Annotated in this window: 18 protein-coding genes; 6 read left to right on the top strand and 12 right to left on the bottom strand. The window is 54.6% G+C overall.

Annotated elements, in window-relative coordinates:
* Positions 1 to 98: 98 nt before the first annotated feature.
* The 6 genes from HXY31_RS08885 to HXY31_RS08860 all read right to left on the bottom strand — a co-directional run bounded on the left by HXY31_RS08885 (position 99) and on the right by HXY31_RS08860 (position 7,069).
* A complete protein-coding gene (locus HXY31_RS08885; RefSeq protein WP_292642139.1) occupies positions 99 to 1,871 on the bottom strand; it encodes a hypothetical protein in 1,773 nt (590 codons plus the stop codon).
* A gap of 1 nt (position 1,872) precedes the next feature.
* The gene (locus tag HXY31_RS08880; RefSeq protein WP_292642137.1) at positions 1,873 to 2,316 is read right to left on the bottom strand and encodes a hypothetical protein; all 444 of its coding nucleotides are present in this window, start codon (positions 2,314 to 2,316) and stop codon (positions 1,873 to 1,875) included.
* A gap of 50 nt (positions 2,317 to 2,366) precedes the next feature.
* Complete coding sequence (locus HXY31_RS08875) at positions 2,367 to 3,182, bottom strand: TrmB family transcriptional regulator (protein WP_292642133.1); 816 nt, start codon at positions 3,180 to 3,182, stop codon at positions 2,367 to 2,369.
* Positions 3,183 to 3,341: 159 nt separating this feature from the next.
* Positions 3,342 to 4,247 carry a hypothetical protein gene (locus tag HXY31_RS08870; protein ID WP_292642130.1) on the bottom strand — a complete coding sequence of 302 codons (906 nt, stop codon included), beginning with the start codon at positions 4,245 to 4,247 and terminating at the stop codon, positions 3,342 to 3,344.
* A gap of 126 nt (positions 4,248 to 4,373) precedes the next feature.
* Entirely contained in the window at positions 4,374 to 6,017 is a 1,644-nt protein-coding gene (locus HXY31_RS08865) for a vWA domain-containing protein (protein ID WP_292642127.1), read from the bottom strand.
* Positions 6,017 to 7,069 carry an AAA family ATPase gene (locus HXY31_RS08860; protein ID WP_292642124.1) on the bottom strand — a complete coding sequence of 351 codons (1,053 nt, stop codon included), beginning with the start codon at positions 7,067 to 7,069 and terminating at the stop codon, positions 6,017 to 6,019. Before HXY31_RS08860 ends, HXY31_RS08865 begins: the two co-directional genes overlap by 1 nt.
* A gap of 115 nt (positions 7,070 to 7,184) precedes the next feature.
* Here HXY31_RS08860 and HXY31_RS08855 point away from each other — a divergent pair, with 115 nt between their 5' ends.
* Positions 7,185 to 7,805, top strand: a complete 621-nt coding sequence (locus HXY31_RS08855) for a hypothetical protein (RefSeq protein ID WP_292642122.1) — start codon at positions 7,185 to 7,187, stop codon at positions 7,803 to 7,805.
* Here the strand turns inward: HXY31_RS08855 and HXY31_RS08850 are convergent.
* Both HXY31_RS08850 and HXY31_RS08845 read right to left on the bottom strand, forming a co-directional pair.
* Positions 7,756 to 8,409: a hypothetical protein gene (locus tag HXY31_RS08850; RefSeq protein ID WP_292642120.1), complete on the bottom strand. Its 654-nt coding sequence runs from the start codon at positions 8,407 to 8,409 to the stop codon at positions 7,756 to 7,758. The two genes, HXY31_RS08855 and HXY31_RS08850, sit on opposite strands and share 50 nt — an antisense overlap.
* 2 nt (positions 8,410 to 8,411) lie before the next feature.
* Entirely contained in the window at positions 8,412 to 8,891 is a 480-nt protein-coding gene (locus HXY31_RS08845) for a hypothetical protein (RefSeq protein ID WP_292642119.1), read from the bottom strand.
* A 128-nt stretch (positions 8,892 to 9,019) separates the two neighbouring features.
* On the opposite strand from HXY31_RS08845, the gene HXY31_RS08840 reads away from it, so the two are divergent.
* The 4 genes from HXY31_RS08840 to HXY31_RS08825 all read left to right on the top strand — a co-directional run bounded on the left by HXY31_RS08840 (position 9,020) and on the right by HXY31_RS08825 (position 13,225).
* Positions 9,020 to 9,583: a hypothetical protein gene (locus HXY31_RS08840; RefSeq protein WP_292642117.1), complete on the top strand. Its 564-nt coding sequence runs from the start codon at positions 9,020 to 9,022 to the stop codon at positions 9,581 to 9,583.
* Positions 9,584 to 9,621: 38 nt separating this feature from the next.
* Positions 9,622 to 11,268, top strand: a complete 1,647-nt coding sequence (locus HXY31_RS08835) for a type II/IV secretion system ATPase subunit (RefSeq protein WP_292642114.1) — start codon at positions 9,622 to 9,624, stop codon at positions 11,266 to 11,268.
* On the top strand, positions 11,268 to 12,761 hold the full coding sequence (locus HXY31_RS08830) for a type II secretion system F family protein (protein ID WP_292642112.1): 1,494 nt from the start codon (positions 11,268 to 11,270) through the stop codon (positions 12,759 to 12,761). The genes HXY31_RS08835 and HXY31_RS08830 overlap by 1 nt, the downstream gene beginning before the upstream one ends.
* Before the next feature lie 146 nt (positions 12,762 to 12,907).
* Entirely contained in the window at positions 12,908 to 13,225 is a 318-nt protein-coding gene (locus HXY31_RS08825; protein WP_342816432.1) for a Fic family protein, read from the top strand.
* On the opposite strand, the gene HXY31_RS08820 is transcribed toward HXY31_RS08825, so the two are convergent.
* Together HXY31_RS08820 and HXY31_RS08815 are read right to left on the bottom strand one after the other, a co-directional pair.
* Positions 13,212 to 13,343: a hypothetical protein gene (locus tag HXY31_RS08820; RefSeq protein ID WP_292642109.1), complete on the bottom strand. Its 132-nt coding sequence runs from the start codon at positions 13,341 to 13,343 to the stop codon at positions 13,212 to 13,214. The genes HXY31_RS08825 and HXY31_RS08820 overlap by 14 nt on opposite strands.
* Positions 13,344 to 13,444: 101 nt before the next feature.
* Positions 13,445 to 13,819 carry a hypothetical protein gene (locus HXY31_RS08815; RefSeq protein WP_292642106.1) on the bottom strand — a complete coding sequence of 125 codons (375 nt, stop codon included), beginning with the start codon at positions 13,817 to 13,819 and terminating at the stop codon, positions 13,445 to 13,447.
* Positions 13,820 to 13,943: 124 nt separating this feature from the next.
* On the opposite strand from HXY31_RS08815, the gene HXY31_RS08810 reads away from it, so the two are divergent.
* Positions 13,944 to 14,633, top strand: coding sequence for an A24 family peptidase C-terminal domain-containing protein (locus HXY31_RS08810; RefSeq protein WP_292642104.1), 690 nt, complete (start codon positions 13,944 to 13,946; stop codon positions 14,631 to 14,633).
* Here the strand turns inward: HXY31_RS08810 and HXY31_RS08805 are convergent.
* A complete protein-coding gene (locus tag HXY31_RS08805) occupies positions 14,630 to 14,953 on the bottom strand; it encodes a transcription factor S (RefSeq protein WP_292642102.1) in 324 nt (107 codons plus the stop codon). The genes HXY31_RS08810 and HXY31_RS08805 overlap by 4 nt on opposite strands.
* 13 nt (positions 14,954 to 14,966) lie before the next feature.
* Positions 14,967 to 15,242, bottom strand: coding sequence for an RpoL/Rpb11 RNA polymerase subunit family protein (locus HXY31_RS08800; RefSeq protein ID WP_292642100.1), 276 nt, complete (start codon positions 15,240 to 15,242; stop codon positions 14,967 to 14,969).
* Positions 15,243 to 15,319 lie beyond the last annotated feature (77 nt).

The following is a 15,319-nucleotide window of genomic DNA, read 5'->3' as shown; positions in this document are numbered from 1 at the left end:
GGGTTCCTGAGACTGTACGCGCAAAAGCTTTTCCTGACGCTGATGCTTGTCGACATGGGCCTCGGCGGGCTGGCGCTGCAAGTGTGGAAGTCTGACAGCTAGGGCACTATCTGCACCGGAAATTCTCCAACCGCTCCCACCGACAGGTTGCTTCCCGACGTCGTCTGCCCGTGCACGAGCGTGAAAAAGATGTAGATCCTCTTTTCAGGCACCACCGGCGCGTCTGCGCGGAACTTCAGTATCCTTGCTGCCTCCGACGTTGACGTTCCAAGATCGTTTGTGAGCGTGGCCTGGATCTGCGACGAGCCGTCTGTAAACGGCGTCACGGTGGGTGTATCGTCAAATCCCGTCCACGACAGTATGTCGGACTGCTCGATGGTAAAGCCCTTGGGGACGTTGACTATTAGTTTTGAGCCTGCCTGTATGCCCGCCGTGTTCCTGCCAAGGTCGGCCATGGCGACGTGCATGGTAAATTCGCCGCCTGAAGCCACGCCCGTCATGCTCCCGAACATGTGGTTGCTCTGGAGCGCAGTAGCCTCTACCGTGGTGTCGGTGAGGTACACGTTTCCTATAGCCTCCGCAGCGTTTCTCATGCCTGTCGAATAGCCGGACTTTGTGAACTGGCCCATGCTAGAAAACACGCTTGCAGATATCAGGAACGCCGGGTCGTCGCCACCTCCGCCAAGCGTGCCGGGCTCGTACTTTGCCAGGAACGGGACGACGCTTCTGGGCTGGACTACCTCCGGGCTTGCGGTGTCCCTCCACTGGATCATGTTCTCTTCGGGGCAGCTCCACTCTGCAGCAGGAGTCGGGTTTATGGGGGTTCTCGGGCACGGCGTGCCGTTGTTGTCTATGATGCGCTCTGTCCTGTCGGTGATGACAGGCCCTGCAGAAATTATCACCCTGGACACCTCTATCGGCGCGTCGGTGGGGTTGACCACCATCACACCCCAGAGCCCCTTGCCGTCGTCGGGGTCCTCGCCAAACGGGCTTGGCACTATCAGGAACAGCTCTGGCTTTTGCGCAAGCGCCGAATAGATTATCGTGGTGGTGGACTCGCTGTAAAAGGATGTCTCAGAAGCCGACACCAGCTTTGCGCGCGCCTTTTCAATGACATAGTTGCCGGGCTTTGCATTGGCAATGGTCGCGTTAAATGCCACCGTCGTGTTGTCTGGGGCGTCGACCTTGAACACCCACTTGAAAAGCGCGGTGGTCCCGCTGTTGATGACCGTGCTTGACGGGGCAACGTACTGCGTCAGCTGGCAGCCGGGTCCTGGGCTGCAGCCCATCGAGTATGAAACCTGCGGCGTGACTGCCGCCGCAATGTGCGAATCGGCGCGGTCGTTTGTCACGGTATACAAAAGCGTGACGTTCTGGCCCGGCGTCACCGTGGGCGGTATTACGTAAAGAGACATCGGGAGCGCGACTGCCGAGACGGGTGTTATGACAGACGCTGCAGTGTTGCCAGATTCTGTGACGAGCTTGACAGAATAAAGCGACGTGGTCGACGCGGTGAACGGCACACCCTGCCCGACGTTTTTGGCCGAGTCCCTGCCGTCAACCGGGATGTCAAGGTCGTACCTGTACTGCTGCCTTGGGACTGCGGTCTCGTCTACTACGTAGAGCGACTTTAGTTTCGCCGGCTGCCCTCCGTTATTTGTGACAGTCATGTTCAGCTTGCTGCCGTCAATCCTGACGTTTGCAATCTCTATCTTTTCGTTCAGCCTGTCCAGGTTGCCGCTTGTCTTTTCGACCATCGCCTGACCCACCCTGTCCTGCTGCTGGAGCATCCACAGCGTGACGTTGAGCGCCCCTATCATCACGATTATCATGAAAATCGCGCCGACGACTGTGGCAAGGCCCCTCCTCATCTTAAGACCTCCACAGCTGCTTTGCCTCCGTGCCCCGCTGCGTCTTGACCCAGACATCCTGCGCGCTTCCGGCGCTCCAGAGAGTCTCAAAAGTGATGGTCCCGACCTCGGACCTCGGTATGACCTTGCCTGCATTCCAGGCCTGCGTGTTGTTGACGTAGACGTGCGATATCGTTACTGCGACGTCGCCGGTGTTGCGGACAGTGACCTTTGAATACGAACTGGTTGAATTTGTAAAGAACCAGACATCTTCCACGATAAAGCCTTCGCTTATCTGGTTCACCCTGTCGTCTATCTCCTCTGAGACTCCGACCTGCTTGGTGGCAAAGCTCGAGCTCGACCAGGAGACCAGAAAAGCGCCCATGAGCGAGACGGCTGACACAAGCATCACCGACGTGACAACGGTGCCTATGCCCCTCCGTCCCCTGGGCCTGTACTTTCTCAACGAGAAAGAATATGTAAAAATCCGTATATCGCTTAGCGTGTCAGGCCGAGCTACATCACGTTCTCAAAGAGGAACTTGAAGACCGACACCAGCGCGAGGTTGTTGGTGTAAAATCCGCACACCTCTGACTTTTTGACCGGCTGGCTTTCAAGTATCACGATTATCTCCCTGCCGTCCACGAGAACGAAGCTTGCCGGCACCGCCTTCTTGGTGACGTTGCACAGCACCTGGTCGCTGTGGCCCGACATGTACTCGTCGGGGTTCTTGCACGGAGTCCTCAGCTTCACGTACACGCCCTTTGTCGTGAGCTCCATCAGCTGGTCGGTTATGCCTGCGTGGTAAAAGTTGACCATGTTCCTGTCAGTCAGCAGGATCATCGCCTCTTCCTTTGCGTCTGCAAGCATCCTTGTAATCTTGGCGTTGATTGCGTTTTCGCCCATGACCACGTTGTAGCGCTCCTTCTCCTCCTGCTTGACCACCCTGTTGCTGACAAGGGCGTCGAGCATGTTCATGTACTCCTTCTTCTTGCTTTCAAACGCTTCAAGGGCGTTGCGCTTTGACTGCAATAAACAGTCGACTACTTCTTCAAGCGACATGGAGTAGTATTTCTGCGGCCTGTCAAAAGTCGAAAACACGATGCCTTTGGCAAGCAGGCCTGAAATGTAGTTGTATGTTTCAGTGCGCTGGATTCCTGTATAGCGCGAAATGTCGCTTGCGCTGGAATGGCCGTGTGTCATCAGGTAGACCAGTATCCTGGATTCGTTGAGCGTCAGGTCGAGCCTCTGGAGTTCTGTTATCAGGTTCTTTTCAATGTCCATTGTAGGAGCCTCCGCGTCTGAACTGCCCATCTTCTGTAGGGATTCCATGCCGTAGAACAAAGGGTAGAGGGCCAAGATATATCAAGTAGCTGTTGTAACAAAGTTTGACATACCCGGAATTTCAAAATAGTCAAATTTTCTATATAAAATTCATAGAGCGGATTGTAAGATATTCAATACAGAAAAAAGCTTGCGCGCTTTTCGCACCTATGTTTCGCCATACAGCGTTATGAAGGGCGCCCGCCGGTCCTTGGCTGTCGCCTTGCAGATGATGCCTGCCTGCGTGTACTTGTCCATCGTCCTTACTATCCTCTTTGTCATGTCGGACTCGTCTTCCGACATCTCCCCTGCTTTGAGCCCCAGAAACCGGCAGATGTGGTAGTCCATGTAAAAGTCGCCGGCAGGGTAGCTGAAAAGCAGCTTCTGCGACACCTGGACCGCCTTTTCCTCCCTCTGGGGGTCGGCTGCAAACATGTAGTCGTAAAGAAGCCTGTACGCATACTTTGCTGCAATGGTGCGGTGCTTGTACAGGTCCGCGACTCCTGCAGGGCCCACGCTTTTCAGATATTCTGCCAGAAGGTCGGACTCGACACTTGACCTGGGCTCGGAGTTCTCTTTTTTCAGGGCTGTCTCGGCCTTTAGCCTGCACTGGATGGCATAGTCTGTGAAATAGTCGATGGACCCGACCCTGGCGTCGGGCGCCACGTCAACGGGCGAGAGGTGGGCAAACGCGCCCATGTAGATGTTGTCTGCGCACAGGCAAGTCAGGGTCCCGGCGTTTGCGGCCCTGTAAGGCACGAGGAAGTTGACAGAGAGCGCGAACCTGCGAAGCACCTGCGCCACCATGTAGCCGGCGCTCGGCTTGCCGCCTGCAGTGTGGATGAGCACGTCGAGCTCCTTTATCCTGTTGGCGTCCTTGCTGTATCCAAGGCGCCTGAACTCGCCGTATATCGCCTCTACGTCGTCGTCGCCCATGCTGCCGCCGTCGTCGGGATAATATAGTATCAGGAGTGGCTGGTTCCTCGACTCGCGCAGCGCCATGCAAATGCCGTCTATCTCCTTTTCGGCAAGCGCAACAGGCGTCTCGGGAGCGTCCTGGCGCTTCTTCTCCATCAAAGGTCCCTGTCCTCCGTTAATCGTCTATCATCACCGATAGCCAGCCCCCATTGCGGCATTGTCCTGTTGGTTAAATGACGAACATGATTAGATAAATGTGCTGGTAAAATCCTACATCCCGGCCTAGGACGAGAGCGAGAAGTAGATCTCCGAAAATGCCCTTGCAAGCTCACCCGGCTCGCTTATCACCTTGGCGTTTGGGATGTACTTCTTTATCCTGTTGCTCCCGATGCCAATGCCTGCCACTGCCACGCCTGACATGCCAGCCTCCCTGATAGAGCCTGCAAGCTCTTTTTCTATGCCAGGGTAGCCTGAAGGCAGGCCGTCTGACACCAGTATTATGTAGTTGCGCTCCCTTGCGTGCTCTAACAACATTTGTCTACAGGCCCTTATCGCGTCAGGTATGTGCGACAGGCCGCCTGTAGTCAGGCCGCCTATCCTAGACCTTGCAAGGCTGTCGTACGGCTCGGAGAAGTCCTTGATGCAGTAAAACTCGTCAGAAAACGCAAACATACCCCACGGGTTTGAGCCTATCACCTCTTTTGCTATCTCGGCGATGCACAGCGCGACTGACTTTAACTCGCGGCTTATGCCGCCGAGGCTCAGGCTGGCGTCCACAAGCACCGCCCACGACTCGTCCTTCATGATGTCCTCGTCGCGCACAAACGTGTCGTCGCGGTAAGACTCGCTTGCTATTGCCTGGATTGCAACCTGCAGGTCGACGTTTCCGGCCTGCTCAAACGCGCTTTCGTCAAGCACGTTTCTGACCATCCGTGCCTGCTCGACCATCCGCCTTATCTGCGGCGCCATCTCCTCGTACAGCTGCCTGTAGCAGGCAAGGTCGCTTGGCGGGAACCCGAAGGTGCCAAGGTTTGCCCTGCTGGCAGAGCGCGCAAGCCTTCCAAGCACCTTTTCGCTGCGCTTTGACTCCCTGCTTATCTCGAAAAACAGGTCCTGCCCAAACGCGTCGTCGTAGTTTGGAGGCTCAATCCCTGCCTGCGCCCTTATCTCTTCAAACGCCTCAATGTCAGGAGTTGCCGAAAATATGCTGGTTTCTGCCCGCGCCTTTGGGAGCGCGTTTGCGTAGGGCAGATACACGCTGTGCCAGGGGCCAGGTATCCTGGCCGTCAGCTCGTACAGGTCGCCAAGAAGTGTCTGCAGGCAGCTTCCGCCCCTGATTATCGTACGGAGCTCTGTCATGAAATCCTCGGCTATGCTCGATATGGGCGACGGCGCGTAGGGCGACGGAAAGCCGAGTACCGACCGGGCAAGCGCCACCTGGGCAAGCTCGGGCAGGGATGCAGGCCTTTTTGCGAGCATCGAGGCAGAGATGACGTCGGCAGGCGCAACTACGTTTTTGTAAAACTCGGCGCCCTGCGTCTCTACGATCCTCTCCTTTGCCACCGCGTCGGCCACCACGTTAGCGACGTAGTGCGCCCGCAGACTGTCGTCCCGCGCTTCCGTCCACTCGGAAATGGGCTTGCGGAAAAGCCACATGAAAAGCGCCTTGGCTCCAAGCAGGCACGTTGACGCCATGATCAGCCTGCCTGCCGCGTAGCGGCCAAACTCGTCGTTTTTCAGGACAATATTGCCAAAGCGCAGGCCGACCTCCTCGCGGACCTGGGGTATCCCAACCACGCAGTCGCGCAGGCACTTTTCTATTTTGATAAACGGCGACGGGCCGGCGGGGTAGAGAAACCTCGGGCTTTCTGCAAGCTCTGCCTGCATGCTGGAAAACTTGGCAAAGAGCGCGGGGTAGAGCGACATCAGCTGAATTCCTGCATGGGCTCTATTGTTTTGGTCTCTGGTGTTCCTGCGCCTTTTATTATCCGCCTCACGGTCTCCTGCGTCGTGATGTCGTCGCTCGTGGTCGATATTATGGTCTCCTCGGCAGCTGCGAGCACACCCATCCCGTCTGCTACAAGCGTGGCCCAGTTGACGATGTCGCCCACCGACGGCGCGTACGGGATCTCGCCGCGCTTGTAGTTGAACCGCAACTGCGCGGCTGCCCTCACCATCTGGACCGCTACTTCCTTGCTCACGCCGCCCTTGTCCCTGACAAGCGCAACCTCGTCTTCGTTGACGTTGTTGCCCGTGCTCAGGTAGTCAAAAGTGATCCAGGCGTTCATCCTGCGCCTGAACGCGGCGTTCAAAGGTTTCGTTCCAGCAAACTCTATCGAAAACGGGTTCATGCTGATTATGACAAACCCGTACGGGTGCCTCGGGATTATCTCGTTGTCCTTCTCGTTGAGCACCATGTGGCCCCTCGTGTCAAGGATTGGGTTGAGCCTGGTTGCGACGTCCTGCTTCATCATGTTTGCCTCGTCCAGATACAAAATGCCTCCGTGCCTGCACCACGAGACTATCTGGCCGTCCACCCAGTTTTCCTTGCCAAGGCCGACGTACCTGCCGAACAAATCAAACGACGACGTCTGCAGGCCGCAGTTTATCTCCCAAAGAGGCAGGCCTGCCATCTCGGCTACCAGATACACGATGTGGGTCTTGCCCGTGCCCGACGGGCCGATGAGCGCGCACTGCTTGAAGTGATATAATGACCGCATGATGCGCTCGACATAGCGCTCACCCTTTTCCACGTACTCGGGAGTTTTCTTGGGGACAAGCTCTGACAACGATTCAGGGAACGCGTAATTGGGCGCAAGGTCGTACTTGTCTACCCCGTACAGCTTTTTCAAAGGCGATTCGTACGACTTTAACCTTGACATCTGGACCGTTATCTTGGACTGGTCGTTGAATGTGCGCAGGCGAGTGACAATCTTGTTGTTGCCCTTGAGAGAACCCTTTCCCGAGACGTATTCCATGATGACTTTATCCTTCGAACTTTCAAATCAGTTCGTATGTAGCTCGCAATGACACGCGACTGCTTTTGCGCCTTTACAGATACAGACACCTGTGCTATCGCAAGTAACCACGCAGATGGAAGTATCCCTTGAAAGCGTCTTTGCGTCAAGAAAGGCGCAGGACAAGAACGCGGGCCCGGTGGCGCCCGGCGCGTTCCAGGTATCAGCGAAAATAGACGAGGAGTCAAGAAAGGACAACAGGCTTGTGCTTTCTTTCCTGCTAACGCTCAGCGAGCCAAAATCATTGGTGACCTACGAGTTTCGCGGAACCTGCGCCGTGACTGGAAGCCCTGCAGATTTTGACGGCATGATGGAAGTCGCCAAAGGGGGCGAGTCGCGCCTGCCGAGGATACTTGACGCCATCTATCAAAGGGTGTACCCTGCCGTGTTCATGCTAGCCGGCCTCACCTCGTCGTCCTACCCGCAGTCGACCACGCTTGGGGCAGAGTCGGTGAAAGGCCTTGCGGCAGAGCAGGAAGAGCCCGGGGCAAAGGTCGCCGACGGCAACGGCAACGGCGAGGCAAAGCCTTTGGCGGCGCGCCGTCCAGTGCAGAAGGCAAAGCGCAAGACTGCTGACAAGCCGGCTGAAGAAGAAAAGTCCGAGCCAGTCGTTGAAGAAAAGCCGGCAGAAAGCGCAGAAAAGCCAGCTACAGCGGCAGCACCCGTGGGAGCGCCGGCCTTGCCACAGGGACGCTGAAACTGTATTCTATCTTCTTTTTCTTTGACCTTCCTTCCTGCGCAGGCTTTAACATCACCTTTGCAGGCACACCGTTTATGAAAGACACGACTGCCGACACGTTGCCAGCGGCTGCCGCCTTGCCCTTGAGCGTAGCAAGCGTGGCAAGTGCAAGCTCTATCCTTTTTGCGCTCTCGTCGAGGCTGTTTATCGCCTCAAAGTAGAGCTCGGCCATCCCCTTTGACTCCTGGCCGACAAAGACTGCAAACGGATCAAAGGACACCCAGTCAGTCTGCGCCTTGGGCTTGCCTCCTCCAAACATGGAGCCCTTTTCCTTCTTTGGCTTGTCGCCAAGCATGCTGCCTTTTTGCTTGCTGCCAAACATCCCACCCTTTTTCTCCTTGGCGTCCTTTTCAGCAGGACCGGCAGGGTTGCCGGAAAGTGCCTGCGAGATCTGCTGCGACCACTGCTCCTCTTCCTTCTGGCCCTGCCTTTCGCGCAAAAGGTTGCCAAGCGCTTCCCTGCATTTTTCAGAGCTTTTCTTGCAGCTGCCAAGGAGCCACTGGAGGTGTGCTTCCAGCGCTCCCAGGTTGTCGAAAAACATGACCTGCGTAGAAACTGACATTTTTACTCAATCTCGCGACTTTGGCGCTCTGCCTGCGGCGGTGTCTTTACTCGCTGGAACTGCTTGGCTACCTTTTTGAGGAGCGCAATCTCTTCGGTTGCAGAGGCTTTCATCGCATCTGCACTTTCGCTCAGCTTTGGCACGATTTCCCTGACTATTTCCATCACCTGCGCCGTCTGGAGCTCGCTGAACTTTTTGGTGACGATGTTGCCGCTTGCCTGCATGATGATTATTTCGCCGCTGTTGTTCAGGACAGCGCTCTTTATCCCCGGGAGCTCGCTGTGAAATATTTCCGGAGACAAGGGCAATGATGTTCTAAGAGTGTTGAGCAGCATCGAAATCGAAGAGTCGATAGACCTGATGATGGCGCCTTCCTTGGAGTTTAATTCATAGATCTGCAGGGTCTGGTCCACAAGGCTGTCTATCTTTTCAAAGAGCTCGTCTTTTTTCTCGTGCTGAGACACTACCCGGGCGTCTTCCATGCAGACAAGAGGGCAAACTTGCATTATGTTGGTTTGTATGTAATCTGCTTTGACAACCACTTTTCTTATAGAGTGTAGCTCTATAGCACATCGCAGTTCTATTATCGACAGGTTAGTTATGTCAGCGCATGAACTTCAACAAAGTTCAGAAGCGAAGGGGTATTGGTACAGTCATCACCACCCTGATCGTCCTGATCGCATCAGTCGTGCTGGGCGCAGGCGTCATTTTCTTCGGGGGTTCACTGTTCCAGACCAACACACAGGCAGAAGCAATCGAAATGTCAAACGTACATTCGTGGGTGAACCCTGCAGGTGCCGTAGGCGAAACGGCTACTACTGCATTCGTGGTCCAAAACACAGGTAGCAAGGCAGTGACTATCACCTCAATAAGCCTGCGAGGTGTTTCGGTACCTACCACTGACTGGTACTACTTCAAGAACATACAGATAGATGATATCCAGAGAGAGCTGAGCGCGGACTATACTGAAGCAAACGTAGATGTCGATGACGACGTTGTAGGCGACGAAGTGATGCTCGGCGGAACCATCTCTCTGAACCAAGGTGAGGCAGCAATAGTCTACCTGAACCAAGCTGGTAACATCACTCCAATCGACTCTGGAAAGTTCTTCACACTCCAGATAAAGGCAGGACAGGCAACAGCAGTGCAAACAGTGTCCGTCGTCAACCAATAAGGCTGACGATACCTCTCTTTTTCTTTTTTTGAACCGACATGAACATTAAACTGAAGATTAAATCCGACAAGAAACCTGACAATCAAAAAGAAGACGACTTTATCGAGGCCTTCAAGGAGCCGATGTTCGACTCGGGCCTAAATGTGCAACTAGACAGGGTCGCAAAATACCTCGACTCTGTCGCTACAGGCAAGCAGCCGAACCTGCCCGAAGGCTACAAGAGCGTGCTTCGCTACGCGCTGGTCCCGCCGTTCTGCTACGCGACTATCATGCAGAGCGACGAGTACTCGGACATGCTCTATGCAATAGACGAGCTGGCAATGAACGAAGAAGAGCGCAAGGTCTACGCAAGCATCAAGGATCTTTTGGAGAAAAAGATAGACTCGCCGCGCCTTCTTGACAATATTGAAACGAGCTTTGTAGGAGAAGTGTCAAAACTTTTGTCCGAGCACTTCAGCGGCGACTACCAGCCAATCGCGCTTGAAAAAGTGAAATATTTCCTAAGGCGCGACGTGCTTGGATTCGGCATCATCGACCCGCTGTTCCACGACCCGTTCATAGAGGACATCACGTGCGGAGGTCCTGGCAAGCCCATCTTCGTGTACCACCGCCAGTTCGAGGGGCTTGGCACCAACGTCTCGTTCCACGACGAGGAGGCGCTTGACAGCTTTGTAATGAAGATGGTGCACAGGGCAGGCAAGCACATCAGCGCGGCGCACCCGATTGTTGACGCGTCATTGCCCGGCAACCACCGCCTTGCAGCATTATACAAGAAAGAGGTCACGACGATGGGCTCGTCGTTTACCATACGCAAGTTCCGCGAAGACCCGATAACAGTCGTCGACCTGATAAATTCAGACACGCTTGACCTTGACATGGCAGCATACGCCTGGCTGATGCTTGACAACAAGAAATCGCTCATGGTCATAGGCTCTACAGGCGGCGGCAAGACGACTATACTTAACGCCGTCACCGGCCTGATAAACCCGTCCTACAAGATCTTTTCAGTCGAAGACGTCGCCGAGATAAACATCCCGCACACCAACTGGTTCAGCCTTGTCTCAAGGGCAAGTTTCGGGCTCGAGAGCCAGGGTGAGATAGGGCTCTTTGACCTGCTAAAGTCAGGAATGCGGCACAGGCCCGACTACATCCTGGTGGGCGAGATACGCGGTGAAGAGGCGTACGTGCTGTTCCAAGCGGTGGCGACCGGCCACGGAGGCATTGCCACCATGCACGCCGACGACTCTGAAGCCGCAGTCAGGAGGCTCCAGCAAAAGCCGATGGACATACCGCCTGCCTACGTTCCGCTCATGAACTGCGTAATCACAGTAAAGCGCGTCAAGCTGCGGACCGAGCCTGTGAGCGGCAGGCAGACAAACATGATGGGAAGGCGCGTTACCGAAGTGACCGAGGTCCTGTCGCACAACAGCCTCAACAGCGTGTTCGAGTGGGACCCCGAGTACGACGGCTACCACGACAACCTGCTAAAGAGCAAGCACCTGCCCAAGATAGCTATTGACACCGGTGTCGACATAAACGACGTCTACGACGACCTTGCGCGCCGCAAGGAGATATTGAGCTGGCTTTTGAGCAGGGGGATCCGCGACTACCGCAGCATAAGCAAGGTGATAGGCATGTTCAACCAGGAGCCGCAGAGGCTGATGGAGAAGGTGAAGAGCACTTGATGCCGCTCTTCAAGTCAAAGGAGGCAAAAAAGCCAAAAGAGCAGCCGGGCTTTGCGTCAAGGCTTGACCGCGAGCTCCCGTTCGTGGTGACGCTTGTGAGCATAATGGCTGCTAGCGGCATCAGCCCGTTTGGGAGTTTCATGAAACTTGCGAGGTACAAGCTCCTGCCAAACGTCATGATAGAGGCGCGCAAGATTGTCAACATGGTGCACATACTCGGTGAGGACCCTCTCAGCGCCATGGAAAAGCGGGCCAACGGCACAAAGTCAAGGCAGTACCGCGACCTGCTTTTAGGATATGTGTCAACGGTGCGAAACGGTGGCGACATTGCGGATTTTCTTCAGAGCAAGATGCAATCTATTTTCGAGTTTGAAGTCGCAATAGCAAGGCAGTCTATTGCCAAGATAGGCGGGCTTGTAGATGCCTACATGATAATGCAGGTGATAGGTCTGAGCCTGTACGTTGTAGTTGCGGCGCTTTCATCGCTTCCTGCAGGCGATCTGATTCCGATATCCATGGACTCGCCCGTGTTTTCCTACCTCATCGTGTTTGTCATCCTGCCGGTTATATCGATAGCAATCCTGTTTGCGCTTGACAAGACCGTGTCTTCCTCCCTTGTCGGCTCGAGGGAGGTGCTCCTCAGGGGCGCGATGTTTTCCGGCGCCGCCATCCTTGCGTTTGTGCTCATACACCTGACGGGCATGCTCGAAGGGATACTGGACCCAGTCTATGCCTTCCCGCTCTTTCTCATCGGCGCGTCTGTGTGGCCTGCGTACAAGACGCTCAGCTCGGAGCGCAACATGAAGGGGATGGAGGCAGAACTGCCGTCGTACCTGCGCGACATAGCAGAATCGCGAAAAGCAGGCCTTTCGCCGGAAAAATCCATAATATACGCTTCAGACAGGCTGCGGGACCACGAGTTCCACACGGTGGTCAGGTCGTTTTCAAACCAGCTAGAGTGGGGAGTGCCCCTTCGCAAGATCTACGAGAACCTTGCGGCAGGCGTAAAGTCGCGCATGGCGCTCATCCACTTCAGGATACTGATAGAGGCCATCGAGAGCGGCGGAGGCTACACCGCGTCGCTTGACATACTCGCCAAGTCAAGCGAGGCCGCGTACAACATCGAGAACGAGAAAAAGAGCATGCTCAAGCCCTACTTCCTCATAGCGTTCATGGTGACCGCGCTCATGTCCGTGACTACTCTAATGGTCTCGCAGACCTTTGTCGAGGTGAGCCAGACTATAATGCCCGGCGGCGACCCGTCGGCTGTAGAAAGCCAGGAGGACTCGGCGAAAGTGTTTGCGATAGGCATAGCCGCACAGTCCTGGCTGACGGGGTTTCTGATAGGCAAGATATCGACCGGCTCGTTTGTGGCCGGCTTCAAGTACGCCATCATGCTTGTCGCAATATCGATGGGCGCAGCCGTCATGACGCTGGAGTTCAACATCACGCCGTCAGTGTTTCTGAGCCCCGGAAACGTACCTGGCATTTGACTTTATTGAAAAAGTAATTAATCCACAAGATGGGTAGGCACTTATCCGCAAAGAGTCACTCACACGAAAAGACATCGAAGCGATGATAGAGTACAACAAGAAGATCGTGGAGAGCAGGGGAGAGTTTTGACGTTGACTATCATGTAATCGAAAATATCGTTGTCCGCATGGATAGGTTCAACGACATTCCAAATAGGAGAACTAGGATAGTCAAAAAGGCTGCAACTTTAATGGCAGGTATCTGTTTTGACCAGCCGTTCTCTGAAGGCAATAAAGAAACTGCATTGGATGCAACGATAGGCTATCTTAACAACAATGGCTTTGACCTCAAAGACAAATCACTAAAGGAAAAAAAGGAGATTTATGGTCTATTGGTCAAGACGGTTTTCAAGTTCCCCGGGGACAAGACTATCTTTCATGAAGTGGAAGGATATCTGGACAAAAATGTTGTCAGTCTGACCTGATTAACGATGGATCGTCCTGGGCTAGGGCCTCCGCGAGGTCTGGATGTCTGGCCCTTATTTTCTCCAGCTGTTCCACTGACAGGCTCGATTCTTCATTTATCGTTTCTTCAGTGGTCATGCCATTTACTTCTCCACAAGGCTATTTAAAGATAGGAGGATGGAGCAGCGACCTGCATACGCGTCAAGGGCAAAAGATGGATAGACGCCGCAGCAGGAAAATTACCTGAGCGACTTGAACTGCTCTGCTATGCTCACTGTCAGAGCCCTGAGGTTCTCTTCAGTCGCGTGCGAGAGCACCGCGACTGCCTGCAGCCTCTTTGAAAGCGGGATTGCAAGTATCTCGTACTTGTCCAGAAAGTTTGCGCCGGCAAAGTTCAGCCTGCCAAAGTCTTCGGTCCAGAGCGAGCACATTTTCACGAGCATGGCAGCCTGGATGTGGAGCTTCTCCATCTTGGAAGGGTGCAGGTCCAGGAACCCCTTATGCGCTATCACCTTTATTTCATCGTCCACGACTGCCATGTAGGCGATGTTTTCGTTAGACTTGAATATCCTGTCTATTGCCTGTGCAAACGTCTCGTTAGCTAGACCGCTCATCATTTAAATCTACTAAGGGCGGTGGACTAGAGTCTTTGCAAGTATAGAGGTACTACATACAACCCCGGCAAGTGTGCCCCCCTCACGTACTAACCTATAACACCGATTTCGGGCGACTTGTTGCGTGCTTGGGCCCGAAGAGGTGCGCATACTGCTGGCTCTTGCCATGCTTTCGCTGGCCTCGGCATGGGACCTCCGGAGCCGGTCAGTTAGCGACTGGCTCTGGATAGTTTTTGGAGCAGCGGCGGCAATCCTGTTCGCGCTCGACGTCCCTGCAGCAGAAGAGCTCCCCATGATGATTCTGGGACTTGGCATGGTTGCAGGCGTGTCGTTTGCTGCTTACAGGACAGGCCTTTTTGGCGGGGCAGACGCCATCGGAGTCGTCGTCCTTGCATTGCTTGTCCCTGAATACACGGGCAGGTACATGCAGGCAGGCGAGCCGGGCCTGTTGTTCCCGCTCACGGTTTTCACAAACGCGCTCTTGATATCAGCATTGCAGATAGCAGCAAACGTCGCAAGGAACCTCTCCTCGCTGAGGCGCGGACTCTTTGTCGGGTTTGAGCAGGAGAGCGCGTCAAAAAAGGCGGTCGCGTTCTTGATAGGCTACAGGGCGACAAACCCGCGCTTTGCGTTCCCGATAGAGGGCAGAGGCTCGCAACGGAAGTTTGATTTCGGTTTTAGAAATGCCGAGACTGCAGACTATGAGTCAAGAAAGGATGTCTGGGTGACGCCGGGCATACCGTTTCTGGTGTTCCTGCTTGCCGGCTTTGTTGTTTCAATACTTTTTGGCGACTTGGTATCGCTGTTGTTCTAGGAATAGTTGCGCCAGGTGTGGTTGCACTTGGTGCACCTGAAAAACTGCGTAGTTGCCTCGTCTGCCGACCTTGTCTGCAGCATCCACCACACTGCCTCGCCGTGGCCGCACGACGGGCAGGACATGGCAATCGTCGGCAATGCCTCGCCCTCGTTTTCTTCCATGACCTTGAGCGACGCGGCGCTGCCTGTGACCTGCTTGACCACTTCTTCCTTTTTTGTGCTGTCGCCGCCCTTGACCTTCTTGCCGCACTTGGGGCAGACGATGGTCTCGCCGGGCTTGGGCCTCAAACGTGCTCCGCAATCAGGACAGAACCGCAAGGCAAAACCTCCGCTATTTGAGGGCCGCTTTAATCGTGCCTGAAAGTTCCTTTGAATAATCGACAGCGGCTGCAGAAGCGTCCTGGATGACTTCGACCGGGCTCTTTCTCTTTGTCACGACGCGCATCTTAAAGTCCTTGGTGAGCGGGTGCTGGAGCATGACTCCTGCAAAGTCGACGCTCTTTTCCTTCAAGAGCTCGTGCTGCACGATGTAGAGGACAGAGATGTCCTCTTCTGATATCCTGAGCTCGAGTTCGTTATCCTTGAAATCGGTAATCTCTGCAAGCATGACGGCGAAAAGACAACTACTTATTGAGGATATAAATGATGCCCTGAAGTTTTCCGCAAGGACGCATGAAGCCTCTG

Source organism: Nitrososphaera sp., assembly GCF_013388945.1.
Classification (GTDB): domain Archaea; phylum Thermoproteota; class Nitrososphaeria; order Nitrososphaerales; family Nitrososphaeraceae; genus Nitrososphaera.
Note: the sequence above shows the minus strand (reverse complement) of the source record. Positions and strands in the feature narration are given on the sequence as shown.

What these genes read in the sequence shown, in the direction of transcription:
- HXY31_RS08885 (WP_292642139.1), bottom strand. Translation starts at nt 1,871, where the DNA reads ATGAGGAGGGGCCTTGCCACAGTCGTCGGCGCGATTTTCATGATAATC.
- HXY31_RS08875 (WP_292642133.1), bottom strand. Translation starts at nt 3,182, where the DNA reads ATGGAATCCCTACAGAAGATGGGCAGTTCAGACGCGGAGGCTCCTACA.
- HXY31_RS08870 (WP_292642130.1), bottom strand. Translation starts at nt 4,247, where the DNA reads ATGGAGAAGAAGCGCCAGGACGCTCCCGAGACGCCTGTTGCGCTTGCC.
- HXY31_RS08865 (WP_292642127.1), bottom strand. Translation starts at nt 6,017, where the DNA reads ATGTCGCTCTACCCCGCGCTCTTTGCCAAGTTTTCCAGCATGCAGGCA.
- HXY31_RS08860 (WP_292642124.1), bottom strand. Translation starts at nt 7,069, where the DNA reads ATGGAATACGTCTCGGGAAAGGGTTCTCTCAAGGGCAACAACAAGATT.
- HXY31_RS08855 (WP_292642122.1), top strand. Translation starts at nt 7,185, where the DNA reads ATGGAAGTATCCCTTGAAAGCGTCTTTGCGTCAAGAAAGGCGCAGGAC.
- HXY31_RS08850 (WP_292642120.1), bottom strand. Translation starts at nt 8,409, where the DNA reads ATGTCAGTTTCTACGCAGGTCATGTTTTTCGACAACCTGGGAGCGCTG.
- HXY31_RS08845 (WP_292642119.1), bottom strand. Translation starts at nt 8,891, where the DNA reads ATGGAAGACGCCCGGGTAGTGTCTCAGCACGAGAAAAAAGACGAGCTC.
- HXY31_RS08840 (WP_292642117.1), top strand. Translation starts at nt 9,020, where the DNA reads ATGAACTTCAACAAAGTTCAGAAGCGAAGGGGTATTGGTACAGTCATC.
- HXY31_RS08835 (WP_292642114.1), top strand. Translation starts at nt 9,622, where the DNA reads ATGAACATTAAACTGAAGATTAAATCCGACAAGAAACCTGACAATCAA.
- HXY31_RS08830 (WP_292642112.1), top strand. Translation starts at nt 11,268, where the DNA reads ATGCCGCTCTTCAAGTCAAAGGAGGCAAAAAAGCCAAAAGAGCAGCCG.
- HXY31_RS08820 (WP_292642109.1), bottom strand. Translation starts at nt 13,343, where the DNA reads ATGACCACTGAAGAAACGATAAATGAAGAATCGAGCCTGTCAGTGGAA.
- HXY31_RS08815 (WP_292642106.1), bottom strand. Translation starts at nt 13,819, where the DNA reads ATGAGCGGTCTAGCTAACGAGACGTTTGCACAGGCAATAGACAGGATA.
- HXY31_RS08800 (WP_292642100.1), bottom strand. Translation starts at nt 15,242, where the DNA reads ATGCTTGCAGAGATTACCGATTTCAAGGATAACGAACTCGAGCTCAGG.